General features: G+C 67.0%; 12 protein-coding genes and 2 pseudogenes. 7 read left to right on the top strand and 7 right to left on the bottom strand.

Annotated elements, in window-relative coordinates:
• Window positions 1-183: 183 nt before the first annotated feature.
• The 4 genes and pseudogenes from IEY60_RS13800 to IEY60_RS13790 all read right to left on the bottom strand — a co-directional run bounded on the left by IEY60_RS13800 (window position 184) and on the right by IEY60_RS13790 (window position 3,432).
• Window positions 184-852, bottom strand: a complete 669-nt coding sequence (locus IEY60_RS13800; protein WP_229739813.1) for a sigma 54 modulation/S30EA ribosomal C-terminal domain-containing protein — start codon at window positions 850-852, stop codon at window positions 184-186.
• 332 nt (window positions 853-1,184) lie between these two features.
• Window positions 1,185-1,403, bottom strand: a pseudogene (locus IEY60_RS35745) (WS/DGAT domain-containing protein); the annotation flags it as partial.
• Window positions 1,404-1,578: 175 nt separating this feature from the next.
• A pseudogene (locus IEY60_RS35740) lies at window positions 1,579-1,836 on the bottom strand (wax ester/triacylglycerol synthase domain-containing protein); the annotation flags it as partial.
• A gap of 129 nt (window positions 1,837-1,965) precedes the next feature.
• On the bottom strand, window positions 1,966-3,432 hold the full coding sequence (locus IEY60_RS13790) for a serine hydrolase domain-containing protein (protein WP_229739812.1): 1,467 nt from the start codon (window positions 3,430-3,432) through the stop codon (window positions 1,966-1,968).
• A 395-nt stretch (window positions 3,433-3,827) separates the two neighbouring features.
• Between IEY60_RS13790 and IEY60_RS13785 the strand changes: the two genes are divergently transcribed.
• The 4 genes from IEY60_RS13785 to IEY60_RS13770 all read left to right on the top strand — a co-directional run bounded on the left by IEY60_RS13785 (window position 3,828) and on the right by IEY60_RS13770 (window position 6,608).
• Complete coding sequence (locus tag IEY60_RS13785) at window positions 3,828-4,502, top strand: sigma 54 modulation/S30EA ribosomal C-terminal domain-containing protein (RefSeq protein WP_229739811.1); 675 nt, start codon at window positions 3,828-3,830, stop codon at window positions 4,500-4,502.
• Window positions 4,499-4,966, top strand: coding sequence for a pyridoxamine 5'-phosphate oxidase family protein (locus IEY60_RS13780; RefSeq protein ID WP_189027976.1), 468 nt, complete (start codon window positions 4,499-4,501; stop codon window positions 4,964-4,966). Before IEY60_RS13785 ends, IEY60_RS13780 begins: the two co-directional genes overlap by 4 nt.
• Window positions 4,941-5,906 (top strand): acyl-ACP desaturase, encoded by a 966-nt coding sequence (locus IEY60_RS13775; protein WP_189027974.1) that lies wholly within the window; start codon window positions 4,941-4,943, stop codon window positions 5,904-5,906. The genes IEY60_RS13780 and IEY60_RS13775 overlap by 26 nt, the downstream gene beginning before the upstream one ends.
• Window positions 5,907-6,371: 465 nt before the next feature.
• Window positions 6,372-6,608, top strand: a complete 237-nt coding sequence (locus tag IEY60_RS13770) for an efflux permease Rv1217c-related protein (RefSeq protein WP_189027972.1) — start codon at window positions 6,372-6,374, stop codon at window positions 6,606-6,608.
• Window positions 6,609-6,763: 155 nt separating this feature from the next.
• On the opposite strand, the gene IEY60_RS13765 is transcribed toward IEY60_RS13770, so the two are convergent.
• Window positions 6,764-7,843 (bottom strand): hypothetical protein, encoded by a 1,080-nt coding sequence (locus IEY60_RS13765; RefSeq protein ID WP_189027970.1) that lies wholly within the window; start codon window positions 7,841-7,843, stop codon window positions 6,764-6,766.
• A 90-nt stretch (window positions 7,844-7,933) separates the two neighbouring features.
• Here IEY60_RS13765 and IEY60_RS13760 point away from each other — a divergent pair, with 90 nt between their 5' ends.
• Window positions 7,934-8,530 (top strand): 1-phosphofructokinase family hexose kinase, encoded by a 597-nt coding sequence (locus tag IEY60_RS13760; RefSeq protein ID WP_189027969.1) that lies wholly within the window; start codon window positions 7,934-7,936, stop codon window positions 8,528-8,530.
• 62 nt (window positions 8,531-8,592) lie between these two features.
• Here IEY60_RS13760 and IEY60_RS13755 read toward each other — a convergent pair whose 3' ends face one another.
• On the bottom strand, window positions 8,593-9,606 hold the full coding sequence (locus IEY60_RS13755) for an Acg family FMN-binding oxidoreductase (protein ID WP_189027967.1): 1,014 nt from the start codon (window positions 9,604-9,606) through the stop codon (window positions 8,593-8,595).
• Window positions 9,607-9,914: 308 nt separating this feature from the next.
• Window positions 9,915-10,583 (bottom strand): DUF2267 domain-containing protein, encoded by a 669-nt coding sequence (locus IEY60_RS13750; RefSeq protein ID WP_229739810.1) that lies wholly within the window; start codon window positions 10,581-10,583, stop codon window positions 9,915-9,917.
• Between the two features lie 140 nt (window positions 10,584-10,723).
• On the opposite strand from IEY60_RS13750, the gene IEY60_RS36385 reads away from it, so the two are divergent.
• Both IEY60_RS36385 and ppsA read left to right on the top strand, forming a co-directional pair.
• Window positions 10,724-11,200 (top strand): VOC family protein, encoded by a 477-nt coding sequence (locus IEY60_RS36385; protein WP_308426101.1) that lies wholly within the window; start codon window positions 10,724-10,726, stop codon window positions 11,198-11,200.
• Window positions 11,201-11,603: 403 nt separating this feature from the next.
• Complete coding sequence (gene ppsA, locus IEY60_RS13740) at window positions 11,604-13,901, top strand: phosphoenolpyruvate synthase (protein WP_189027961.1); 2,298 nt, start codon at window positions 11,604-11,606, stop codon at window positions 13,899-13,901.
• Window positions 13,902-13,923 lie beyond the last annotated feature (22 nt).

Genomic DNA, 13,923 nt, shown 5'->3' with positions numbered 1-13,923 from the left:
CCTCGATTCCACCCGGCTCACGCTGCGGCCGACAGGGCATCGGGTAATCAGTGGCGACGACGGTGGTCACTTGATCAGCGACCAAAAGCCCCTGCACCCGCGGCTTCGGCTTCACGCTCCTGAGCACCGTCGAGGAAGAACACAAACGGCCGACCCGTCAGCTCGAGGCGTTCGGCGGCGCCTTCAGCGCCCAGTACCGGCGGCGGTATGGGACTGATCGCGATCGACACCATCGATCACGGCCTCGGGCTGTGGCTGAAGCTGAGCCAGCCGCAAACCGGTCTGCCCAGCTCGATACAGCACACTGTCTTGCCCGCTGCCCGACCCGGTGAACAGATGGAACTCGTAGTCCAGCAACGCCATATCGTTGGCCGCTTCGTCACAGGTTTCGCTGGCCAGCGGGAAGGACTTGCGACGCCAGATCTCACGGTCCTCGATCGGACGAGGGAAATACGGCAGCCGAGGACACGGCGTGGCGCCGTGATGCCACACGCGTGGTTCGGCGCTGAAGTGGTTGCCCCGCAACGGTTCCCAGCGCCACGACAACCGTTGCGGGCGGCCCGGCAACCGGGCGGCGAGCGGATCGATGGCTTCACGCGTGGACGCCGCCTTCACCTGAGCGCGCAGCGCACGTCCGCCGATGTTCACATTCGCCTGGGCCACGATCGGGTCCGCGACCGCCGGATCCAGGTGCCCCACCAGCCACACCCGTGCCGACAGTACGGGCTCGCTCGCGTATTCCAATGCCCAACTGATCTTCTCGCGTGCGTAGTCGGTCGCGGCGGCCGATACGTGACGTCCCACCGAGATCTGCAGATTCGTGTTCGCCAGTTCCACAGCCTCTGCGAGCACCGGCCACGCCGAACAGAGCCTCCACCGCGGCGATCACGACCAGAATGCCGAGTAGCGGGATAGTGGTGGCGCCGCTGTCGCTGTTGAAATCGATGCCGCCGCCGGTCATGGCCAACGCCACCGGATAGTGCGGAACCCAACCGTCGGGCGGTGGGGCGGGCAGCAGTTCTCCGATTTACGGTGTCGACGACTATCTCGCGGTGGCACTTCTCGACCGGCGATCGCCATCTACCCGTGTATCGGTCGTGTCGGGCGGCGGCTACTCGATCGAACACCTCGCGCTTGTTCAGGGTCAGCTGTCGGCGCGGGCCCGGCACGTTCGTCGCCAGTGCGGCGACGCTGTGTTGCGGGAAGTGTCCGGCCAGTCGGAAGGCCCACGCCCCGACTGCGAAGGGCAACGCTTCTGCCATTTCCAGCATCGACTTCTCGGCTTGGGCTTCGCCCCTCGCGCGGTGATGAGACACCCGTTGGTGGATGGCGCAGAGCCGCTCGACCGGGTCGGCCAGCTCCACCGGCAGATACGGAAGCAGCGCCGAAATGCGGTTGTCCATCACGAACTTGGCGTCGGTGGGCCGCGTGGACACCGGAACCAGAATGCGTACCTTCTCCGCTGTCGGCTTCTCGCCGCGCTCGTGCAGAATCGCGCGGTAGGCGCCGGTGACCGCGGCCAGTGCCACCGTCGACCATGCTGTGATGGGCTTTCACGATCAACGCCCAGCGGTTACTGCTCAGCTGCTCGACGACGACGCATTGCCACAACGGATGGTCACGGTCGAGCCGTTGTTCCAGCTCGGTCGCGATGAGCTCGTGCAGCGTCGACTCGTCGCCGGGTGCAGGCAACGCGGTCCAGCGAATGTGGTGTGCCAGATCGAGTCGTTGCTGCAGCCACGCGATGAACTCGGCGCGTGTCGGCGCCGGTCCTTCCACGATCGCAGCGGCACCGATTCCCAGGCTGATGTGCCGGTCGGTGTCCTCCAACTCCATAAAGCCCCAATCCAGGGGATGCAGCTCACTCATGGGTCGACCTCGCAGTAGACGTGACAGCCAGGCGGTCGTGCCGTGCAGGGAAATGGTGGGGCGTTGCCACTGGCTCAATGCTCGCGTGTGAGGGTGTCAACCGAGTCCCTCGGGGATTCCGTCCGGGCGATGGTGTGGAGGGCGGCGCGTCAGTGTGATGGGGATCAGGTCGAAATGCAGGCGCATCGCGGCGGTCGCCGGGTCCCGCGCGAACACGATCCGGCCCGTGCCGATGCCGAAGTGGGTGAGGTCGACTCGGAAGACCCATGGATCGGTGGGATCGTCGGGATGGAGCGGCAACCCGCGCAGCAGGCGTGGCACAGGAGTCAACAGGCGCAGCACCGGCCTGCCGGCCTGGATCCGGACCTGCGCTCCCGCGCCGATCATGGAACGGGCTCGAAGATCGGTCAGAGCGGCAGCCAGGTAGTAGTTGCCGCAGATTTCGTTCCAGATCGGCGGGTGGTGAGCGACATCGGTCCGCAGGGTGACGGTGCGGACGCCGAGCAGCTCGTTCATGAGCGCGGAGATCTCGGCAGGCAGCCACAGCATCGCGCGGTGTGCACCGTTGGTGCACGCGAAGATCGCGAGCTTGTCGTCGGGCGCTACCCATATCTGGGAGTCGAACCCGGGAAGTATGCCCTGGTGTTCGACGATTCGGTGCCCGCCGGCGCGCCCCCGGAAGAAGGCCAATCCCATCCCCGGTATGCGAGGGTCGGGTTGATACTGCGCGTGGAACATCGCTGCCAGGGTGTCCGGTTCGAGTACCGTGCCGAATTCGTTGGTCCCACCGCCGGCGAGTGCTGCCAGGTAGCGGGCCATGTCGCGGGGTGTCGAGTAGGCCGAGGCAGCTCCGGTGGTCACCATCTCTCGAAGTGGGATGGCGCGGGGCCCACGGCTGCGAAGACGATAGCCCACTGCCAAGCGGGCACGCATGCTCGGTGTGAGTTCGAGGTCGGTATCGCTCATGCCCAGTGGCCGGAAGACGTTCTCGCGCAGGTACTGTGCCAGCGGGATGCCGGTCACGTCGGCGATGATCTGGCCCAGGGCGGCGAACCCATGGTTGGAATAGGTCCAGCGCGTGCCGGGCTCGGCAGACACCGCCAAGCCGGGCCGGTAGTACTGCGACAGCGACGGTACCGGTCGGCCCGGCCCCACGCTTTCCCCGAAATCCGGGCACAGCACTCGTGCGGGATGGGCTGTCTCGCCGATCCCGGCGGTGTGGGTCAGCAAGTGACGCACGGTAGCAGGTCGAAACCGCGGGTCGGCGGGCACGAGCGGAAAAGCGCGCAAATATCGCTCGGCCGCAGTGTCGAGGTCGATGCGGCCGCGTTCCACAAGCTGCATCACCCCGATCGCGGTGAACGTCTTGGTGATCGAGGCGACCCGAAGCACTGTGTGAAACGACATCGGTCGGCGCGCGCCCAGATCCGCGAGACCATGCCCGCAGAACAACTCCAACTCCCCCTCCCGCACAATCGCCACCGCTGATCCGACCATCGCCCGCCGAGCCGACAGCTCATCGACCCGCACCGCCACGCTGCTGTCGTTCTCGACAATCGACACCGTCATTCCCTTCGACGAGCTGACTCGTCGCACCAGCGTGGGCCCTGCGGCCCGGGTCTGGCAGGAGGCCATCGCACTCCGTCCGATAGACCAACGTCCCACATATCGCCGGGGCTGAGTCACCTCGCTCGCTGCCGAAGGTCCTCCCACGATGTGTCCTTCAGCCCTACGGACTACCGGTGAGGCGATGGTGATGTAAACGCAGACAGAACACACCGATATCGATGACATGAAAGTGGGGGACGGGTCGCGTGGCAGCCACCGAACAGCCCTTACCTGATCTGGATTCGGGACTGACGGTAACCACTCACGGTCCGGTCGACCCCACCACGACCGCACGCGCGGCACGCCAGATCGCTCACGCACTGCGCAGACACTCCATCGGAAGCGGACGTGTGCGACTCACCGCCGAATCCGATGCCGACGCGCACCTGCTGATCCAGGTGAACACCCATCGGCACGACGAGCCGGTCCGAGTGCAGATCAGCGGCGCGCGCGATTTCGCCGGGGCCATCGCCGCCGAGCGGCTGGACCGTCTGCTCACGCGACTGCACCCCGAGAACGCGGCGTCGCGGAGTTGGCCCGATCCGTCACGTCCGGTCCTCGCCGCGGTGACCGAGCTCGGTCGGATCGTCCGGCGCAAACGCTGTGAGCTGGCCACGACCAGTGTCGAGACCGCGGTGCGGGTCATGGACGCGATGGACTATGACGCGCATTTGTTCACCGACGCCGAGACCGGCGAGGACGCGATCGTCTACTGGGCGGGCCCACTGGGTGTGCGGCTTGCACGCCAGCATCGGATGCAGCTTCCAGCGGCATTGCACGCCATGGCGATCACCGTCAATTCCCATGCCCCACTGCAGCTCACCGACCTCGAGGCCGCGGATCGCCTGTGCTCCTATGGATTACCGATGCTGTTCTACTCCGACGCCCATGACCGGCGGGGGCGGCTGTTGTACCGCCGCTACGACGGCGACCTGGGCCTCGTCGAGCCGATGTCGCCGACCTCTGCTCAGGACGGCATGTCCATAGCTGCCTGCGACACCGCACAGGCGGGCTCGGACTCGTGAAAGACACCACACCCGACCGGCGCATCGTCGACCTCGACCGTGCCACCGCCCTGGAGCTGCTCGCCTCGGCACCGTTCGGCCGGATCGTGTTCATGCGCGATGCGTTGCCGGCCGTGCGACCTGTCAATCACCTGATCGAGCACGACGACACCGTCATCGTGCGTACCGGGGTCACCTCGAAGCTGACCACCGCGGTCGGGGGCAACTCCGCGGTGGTGGTCACCTACGAAGCCGACGACATCGACCCCGTCGACCGTCTCGGATGGTCGGTCACGGTGACCGGGCTCGCGCGCCCGGTCACCGACGCCGATCGGATCGCCCGCTACGAGCGCATTCTGACCCCATGGGTCGACAAGACCATGGATTCGGTCATCGAAATCGAGACCACCATCGTCGCCGGTATTCGTCTCATCGACTGCGGAAGGACAGACCACCACAATGCACCGCGATCTGACACAACGTGAGATCCTCACCGAGCTGGAACCGGTCGCCGAAAGCTGCCTCAACAGCCATCTGCGCATGAGCAAGCAATGGCAGCCCCACGACTACATCCCCTGGGACCAGGGTCGCAACTTCGCGATGCTCGGCGGAACGGACTGGGATCCCGAGCAGTCCACACTCAGCGAAGTCGCCAAGGCGGCCATGATCACCAACCTGCTCACCGAGGACAACCTGCCCTCCTATCACCGCGAGATTTCTCAGAACTTCTCCCCCGACGGCGCCTGGGGCACCTGGGTCGGTCGGTGGACCGCCGAGGAGATGCGACACAGCACCGTCATCCGGGACTACCTCGTCGTCACCCGTGGCGTGGACCCGGTCAGGCTCGAATCAGCGCGAATGAGACACATGAGCAACGGATTCACCGCTGGAACAGCCGAATCCGAAAACGACAGCGGTGCGGGTCTGCTGTATTCGGTCGCTTATGTCAGTTTCCAGGAACTGGCCACCCGCGTCACCCACCGCAACACGGGCAAGGTGTGCCGCGACGACATCGCCGACAAGATGCTGCAACGAATCGCCGCTGATGAGAACCTGCACATGATCTTCTACCGCAGCGTTTGTGCCGCGGCTTTGGACTTGATCCCCGACCAGACGATCGAAGCGATCGACACCATCGTTTGTAACTTCCAGATGCCCGGTGCGGGTATGCCCGACTTCCGCCGTCACGGCGTGCTGATGGCCAAGCACGGGGTCTACGACCTGCGTCAGCATCTGGAAGAGGTCTTGAATCCGGTTCTGCGGCAATGGCGCATCTTCGAGCGCAGCGATTTCACTGCCCGCGGCGAGCAAGCCAGAGAACACCTGGCCGGCTTCCTCGACGACCTGGAGCAGCAGAAGATCCCCAGGTTCGAGGAGCACCGCGATCGGGCGCTGGCCCGCGACAGAGCCCGCGCCCGCGCCTGAACGAACCCTCGGGTGAAGCAAACGTTTCCTGCGCGGGTGCGATGTGCACGTCGAATCAACGTCCGACGTCGCGGCGCCTGATCCCAGCCCAGCCGAACACACCAAACCCGCCGCCACCGCGAGCAGGACAACACCGGCGACTGGATCGAAGTCCTCTCGCGGCACGAGTGCGCTGTGTCGCAACGGCGAGGCCCCGCCAAACCATCCGGGCAGCTCGAACGCATCGATGAACAACAACGCCACAACGACCTAGGCGTAGTACGCCCACCCGAGCGCCCGCTGCGACATTCGGCGCCCAACCGAGTTTCGCCGTGTGCGTGCTCGATGTCGTGCACCTCGGCGCGCGCACCGCGCGATTCAGGTCGTCGCAGATGAATTCGGCGATGTCCCGGGTCGAACCTTGCGCGGTCGCAAACAGGACCGCGACGCGGGGTGCAGGTGTTGTGGTCACGGTGTCAGCCTCGCGTGGGCGCCCTTGTGCGCGGCGGCGCCTACGGATCCTTCGCCGACAGCATCGAGCAATTCCTGGCCGACAACCCCGAGATCGCGGCCTATCTGGGAGGTCGAGCCGATGACGCGGTCGATTCCTACCACGCGTTCACCCTCGCGATCGTCGCGCTGCTGGCCGGGGCCTGCGGCGTGGCGGGTGTGCTGCGTGCACGCTCGGAAGAGACCACGGGGGGCGGAGATGATCCGACCTGACCGGAATCGGCACCGTCGGGCTCGGCCCCGCACTGCGTGGACCGATCGGCCGGTGGGTCGGGCGTCAGATCCCCCGCAGGATCGCTGCCGCGCTGACCGCGCTGCTGCACCCCGCGACTACGCCGCCGCCGAGGCCTTGGTTCTGGTAGCAGTGCTCACCGCGTATTCTTCGGCGCGGCCGGTGCAGCGCTCGTCGTGGCAAGGATTGCGACGAGGAACCAGCCGGTCACCGCGGCCATCACCGCGGCCATCACCAAACCACCGGCGATGCCGATCACGACAACGAGCCCGAAGGGCTGTCCGGGCTGCCAGAGGGGGCTGGTGAGCGCGACAAACGCTGCCAGCCCACCAAGCCAGCCCGCCGCCGTGGCCGCGATCCATCGGTACGCTCGAGTCACCAACGGCCGCAACACGATCCATTGCGCGATCCCGATCGACAACAACAGTGACACCGCGCCCAGTATCGTCAACGGCACCGACACCGCCGCCGGGCCATGCGCCACGCTGTCCCCGACCGTCATGGCGACCAGCGCTATCGACCAGGCCACCATACTGCCCAGTACCGTCGCGGTGATCCAGCTCCGCCCACGCAGCCCCGGCACGACCGGAACCAGAACCCGCGCTTGGGCGGCACCGAGGACCGTCCCCTCCCAGAGCCCCGCCGCGAGCAACGCAGCGGCCGCGGTGGCGGGCGCGGCGTCGCGCACCAAGACTCCGACGAGTGCCGGAGCCGTGAAACCCACGGCCTCGCCTGCCGTCACGGTCATCGTCCACCGCCGCCACAGCCCGTCGCGCGGGCTCTGGTGGCGCAGCCCGCTGGTGTCTTTCGTGTGCGGGGGCAGCTCGATCACCACGAGCGGATCGGCCACCGGAACCTCACAGTGGGTCAGGATCTGCTGGTAGTACGCCGCGAGCTCCTCGTGCTCGAGGGTCCCCGGATACGCCACATGCGCCATACCGTTGACCCACCGGCCGTCACGGCGGATCGAGGCCGGGTGTGGTGTCGTGAAATTGCGCCACCAGGTCTTGGACTCCGCGCGCGCGACCCGCACCACAACGGTGTCGCCGATGCGCGCACACGCCACCGGCAACGCGATGCGGCGCCCGGAACGCCGACCTTGGTAGCGCAGCTCAGCGACGTTGGGCATCAGCTGCGCCAGCACAGGCACACACAGCGCCGACACCAGCAAGAATGCACCGACTCCAGGGGTCCGGTACTTCGTCGAGACGGTCATATCTGGGATCATCACCTCGCCCGACGTTCTCGCACCAGAAGCCGAAGACCCCGTCCTGAGGGCATTTCGGCCACCAGCAACACCGGTGCCGTGGCGCAGGCGACCAACGGCGAAGCCTCAGCCGGGCAGCAGCAATGTCTCGACACGATCGGCCGAACCGCCCGGCACTGCGACTATTTCGTCCTCTCCGGCAGTGCGACGCCCGGCCTCGATGCGGGATTCAGCGCCGCGGTGGCACGCGCCGTCGGTGCCGCCGGCGGCGAGCTCATCGCTGACATCGCCGGCACTCAGTTGACGGCGATGCTGGCAGAGCGTGTGTTCCTGCTCCGCCTGGACCGTGTCGAGGCCGCTGCCCTGATCGGATACCCGATCACCACCTACGCCGATGCGGGCGCGGCCAACAGCCTTCTGCGCGAGCGCGGTGCCTGCGACCACGCGATCACCACCGTCGGCGCGCTCGCCCGGCGCCGCGACAGAGCTTCGACATCGGGAAACGGGGTCTGCGCCCCCGCCCTGACAGCAACCGCCGCACACACCGGCGCCAGCCGTCGATCATCGGCCGGGCTCTACTGGTCACCGCCGACATCGGCTGTACTCGGGATCATGGTGCGCGTTCTGGGCCATCACCTGGAGCACAGCCAGATCCGGCACCCCGGACAGATCCCGTTTCCGTCTCGGATTCCGTGACGGAACGGGTCCTCGTGGTGGAGTCGTTGTCGATGCGGCGGGCGGTCGGCGGTGTCGAGCCGTCACCGGTCTTGCCGATGTACTCCAGAAGCGTCGCTGGACGTGTCGAGATCGAGGATGCTGTCGATCGGGCGGCGAGGAGTCCGCGGGGGCGGTGGCGTTCGTGCGGCGCCGATCCGCGCCAGCACTTGCGGGTGGGGGTGCCCGACGAGATCGGCGACCATCGCCCGGGACGAAGGAAGTTCCACGACATGGGAGACGGTGCATGTCGACAGGCCCTGCACAGTGCACTCGACCAGCACCGCAGACAGTGCGTATCCGCAGTCGAGCAACTCCGCGGCCGAATCGCCCTCGGTGGACAGGACCACGATCCTGGCCCCGTCGTCGACGTCCTCACCGACCGGTTCAGCTGTCCCGACCGGGAATTCCCGGCCGAGGGGAACCTGGCCTCGGTCGGCAGCCGAGGGCCGAGCCGCGGCGGGGACTCCGGCGTTGCCCTGATCCGGGCCTGCGGTCCACCAGGTCAGTTCGGAACCGTATTGGGGGTCGTAGCGGCGCAGACGTGCCGTCAATTCCGAGATCCTGCGAAGTTCACCGGCCCCGTTCTCGTCGAGAAACGTCACGTTCGTGTGGGACCTGCCTACGAGAAACTCCAGGACCTGCGGCGTCGTGGCCCACTCAGGTGGCGGGTCCATGGGCATCCGGTCGCTGTAGCGTGCCTCGACCGCTTGACCGAGCAGCTGTTCGGGTTCGCTGGGTGTGTGCGGGTGTCGAGGCTCCAGCGAGGCGAGGTGCGCGCGAACGGTCGGGTTGGGGAAGCGCGACACCCGGGTCTCCCAGCCCGCCGCGGCCCAGGCGATGTCGGCATGATGCAGCATCACCCCACAGCCGAGGATGGCTTCGCGGTTGAACATGTCGGTGGCGGGCAGCAGCCGCTGCGCATCCACATACAGCGCCGCGCTCGATCCGTCCCAGCGCCAGCGCCACGGCTGACTGTTGTGCAGTGACGGCGCCCGCGCCGCGCGCTCGAAAACTGCACGCACGGTGGCAAGGTCAGGGTGTTGCTGGATCGTCATCGCAAAACCTCGTCGTCGCAGGGGCAACAGGTCATCGACCGGCCGTCACGGTGTCGGGCGGGCCAACTCGCAGCGGAGAAGACAGCGATCGCGACCTGCCGACAGCCCGCGTCATATGCCACAACGTTGCCGAACAGCTCAGGCCATCGCGATCGCATCGGTCATCCCAGAATAAGGCGACACCCGCGACATCGATGTCGGGCGCCGACCTGTCGTGAGGCCGATATTCGTTGGAGCCGATCACTGAAAAGGCGCATCCGCCGGTATCTTGCAGGTTCTGGCGTGGACAGTGTGCACAGCTGGGACGGTCATGCCGGTCGGCGGTTCGCGCCGAAGCCACCGGCGAGCAACAGGTCGTGCGCGCGACGCGCGGCCTCGGCGGTGCGGGTGGAGTCGGTGGAGTCGGTAGGCAACTGCTCGAGCCCATGGGCAAGTGCTACGACAGCCTCGGTCAGCGTCGTCATGTGTTGCTCGAGCTGGGTGAGACGGTCAGGTGCCAGCTGATCGGGCGCGCCGATGTCGTCGGGCAGGCGAAGCTCGCCCGCGATATCGGATGTCACCCCGTACAGGAGGCGATACAGCGTGATCGGCATCCCGGCGAAGATCCGGGCGAGCAGCCCGGGGGAGAACTGTTCGTCGAGTGCGTAGGTCACCGCCGCCACAACGGCGGGAACCTCGGCGGTGTCGATCCCGGCCTCGCGGGCGAATTGGGCGTAGAACTCACGCAGGTTGTGCCGCACGGGGACATGGCTGGGCACCCAGTTCTCGTAATAGATCCCGCGCAGCAATTCGGGTAGTTGCGCTGACAGGTGTGCCGAACTGTCGACCCCGATCCGGTCACGCACCGTGTGCAGCCATGCGCGCAGTGCACGCAGCGCGAACCGGCGGTCGTCGGTGTCGAGAGTGTCGGCCACCGCACGCAGCCACACGTGGCCGGCGTGGACCGTCGGGGCCAGCGGATCATGGTTGGTCGACATGGTTTCTCCTGGTCGTCGAAGCGGACACATCGATTCGACCAGGCCGCGGAGACGGCGACCAGGGCACACCGGCCCCATGGCCGGTGTCGTTGGTCGTCACCTCGGCTACGCTCCGGCGCCGTGCTCGAGGGCAGCCTCAGATGCCGGCCTTCCAGAGTTCGCAATGGCGTACCGAAGCGTCGCCGATCCGGGATTGTCGCCACGGCAGTCCCTTTTCCCGACCCGTCGGCGTCCACCTTGACTACCGGCCCGCCGAGCTCAAGACTGTCCCGGGCAACCCGCTCAGCTGCGTGAGCCGTTCGCCAGGATTGCCACGCGGCTGTGCAGGAAGCCCCATGTTGCGTTCGACCGGCAGGAATCTTCCCACAACGACCGGTAACACGCCTGCCTTGACCGGCGAAAGTCGCAACCGCCGTTTCGCTTTCGGTGATTCACACGATCTCCCGCACGTGAAAGGTGGCACACGTCATCGCCGCGGAATTCGCCTTCGAGTCGACGATCTTGACCAGGCTGAGCCCCGGCTACTCGAGTTGGGCGCGACGAACCAACCTGCCGAGCACCGATGGCGAGTGCTCATCGACCCAGCTGGGCACCCATTCTGCTTGACCCGAGCCTGAATTCACCCATCTGCCTCAACATCAGGAGGCAATCCACCCGACCCACCGTCTCAGGCGTCTGCGGCGCAGCAGCTCAGCGTCATCGTGATGCCTCATCTTCGATGAGACGCTGGTGGCCCGATGCGGACATCCGGATCCGAGCAGCGTCGCCATCATGGTTGCGCCACCCCGCGGGCGCGAATCTCACGGCCGGGCCCGCGACTGCCAGATGGGTCCTCGGCCCACAGCGTGGCGACGGCGCTGAGACCAGCTTTGCTCGGACGCCCACCGCCCACGAGCCGGGTGGGGTACTCATCGGGGCCTTATGCCCGCCCCCACCGGGACCTTCGACCGTATCGGGGTGTGCGCATGCCGACGGAGGCTGGAAGCAGACACGAATCCGAGCGGGAACGAGGAAACCGAGATGGGCGAATTCGTCACCGAGTTCAGTGGATTGCGCCTCGCCGACGCCGACCGCGCCGGTGGTAAGGGCGCCAACCTCGGCGAACTCGTCGCCGCGGGTATGCCGGTACCCCCTGGTTTCGTGATTTTGGCTTCCTGCTACGAACACGCACTGACCGACAGCCCGGCAGGAGCGGAGCTGGCTCGACTCCACACTCGGGCCCTGGCGGCGAGCAACGACGCTGCGCTGCTCGCCGAGTTGTGCGAGAAGATGACCGCGATCGTGGCCGCCACCGAACTCGACGAGCTGGTTCGCGGGCCCATCCTGGCTGCCTACCGCGCGCTCGGCGAGGACGTCTCGGTCGCGGTGCGTTCCTCGGCGATCGGGGAAGACAGCGCGAGTGCGTCCTTCGCCGGGATGAACGTGACCCGCACCAATGTCGTCGGCCAGGACGCGCTGTTGCGGGCCGTCATCGCCTGTTGGTCTTCGCTGTTCACACCGCGAGTGCTGACCTACCGGGCCCGCCGCGGGATGCACCGGGCCCCGGTCATGGCAGTCGTCGTGCAGACCATGATCGCTGCCCGATGCTCCGGCGTCGCGTTCACCGCCGACCCCACCACCCGCCGCCGGGATCGCGTCGTCGTCGAGGCTGCGCGCGGACTGGGCGAGGTCGTCGTGTCCGGGGCTGTCGAACCAGACACCTACCTGCTCGACACGGCGGGCCCGACATTGCTGGACACCCGTCGCGGGCGACAGCAGTACGCCATCGTGTCCGGCCCTGATGGCGACCAACGCATCGAACTCGACGCCACCGACACCGCGGTCCTGACCGACGAGCAAGTTCACGCGGTCGCACGGTTGGCGCTGGCGGTACAGGCCCACCACCACGGCATCCCCCAAGACATCGAATGGGCCTTCGACGAGCACGACCTGTGGATCGTGCAAGCGCGTCCGATCACCACCCCGACCGAAGCCACCACAATCCAGCACACCGACTCAACCGGTCGCGAGGCATTGATCCGGGGTATCGGCGCCGCACCGGGGCTGGCCTCGGGATCGGTGCGAGTGCTGGCCTCACCCGACCAAGGCCACCTGCTGGACCAGGGCGAGGTCCTCGTCGCACCGATGACGAACCCAGACTGGCTACCGACGCTGTCGCGGGCCGCGGCCGTGGTCACCGACAGCGGCGGTATGACCTGCCATGCCGCCATCGTGGCTCGCGAACTCGGGATCCCCTGCATCGTCGGCGCCCGCCACGCCACCACCACCCTGGTCGAGGGCACCATGGTGACCGTCGACGGATCCACCGGACAGGTGAGCCTCGGCGCTCGGGCCACCCCCGCACAACCGAGCATCACCACCGACACTCGTCGGCCCGCACCCGCCACCGAACCGACCGCCACCAAGATCTATGTCAACCTCGCCACCCCCGACACCGCAGCACGGGTAGCCACCGACGACGTCGACGGGGTCGGGCTCCTGCGCGCGGAGACCCTTCTGGCTCGCGCGCTCGAAGGTCGTCACCCCCGGGATCTGATCGCCCGGGGCGAACAGCAGTTGTTCGTCGACCGGCTCAGCGGATCACTGCGCCGCATCGCCGAGCCGTTCGGCGCACGGCCGGTGATCTACCGCACCACCGACTTCCGCAGCAACGAATTCCGTGCGTTACGCGGCGGCGAAAGCTACGAACCCGTCGAACACAATCCGATGATCGGCTACCGAGGCTGCTACCGCTACATCCGCGAACCCGACCTGTTCGCCGCCGAACTGGCCGCCCTGGCCGCAGCCCGCCGGCACAGCCCCAATCTGCACGTGATGATCCCGTTCGTGCGTACCCGCTGGGAGCTGGAGGCATGCCTGGAACTCATCGAGGCCAGCGAGCTGGGACACCAGCGTGGCCTGCACCGGTGGGTGATGGCAGAAGTGCCCTCGGTGATGCACTGGCTGCCCGAATACGTCGGCCTGGGCATCGACGGGGTCTCCATCGGCAGCAACGACCTCACCCAGCTGATGCTGGGTGTCGATCGTGACTCCGAACAGTGCGCCGAGCTGTTCGACGAATCCGATCCGGCTGTGCTCGACGCGATCTCGCGCATCGTTGGCACCGCCCGGCGCCTTGGCATCACCTCCTCCCTGTGTGGCCAGGCACCGTCGAACCGGCCCGCTTTCGCCGAACATCTGGTGCGTATGGGCATCACGTCGGTGTCGGTGACACCGGACGCGGTCGCCGCGACGCGGCGGGCTGTCGCCTCCGCCGAACGCCGGATCCTGCTCGACCACGCACTCACCGACCCCGCCACTCCCGCGCACCGGGGCTGACCACGCCCTATTTCGCACACAT

The sequence above is a fragment of the Nocardia rhizosphaerihabitans genome, assembly GCF_014646295.1.
In the GTDB taxonomy this organism is placed as follows: domain Bacteria; phylum Actinomycetota; class Actinomycetes; order Mycobacteriales; family Mycobacteriaceae; genus Nocardia; species Nocardia rhizosphaerihabitans.
This window is presented reverse-complemented; position numbering and strand designations above follow the sequence as displayed.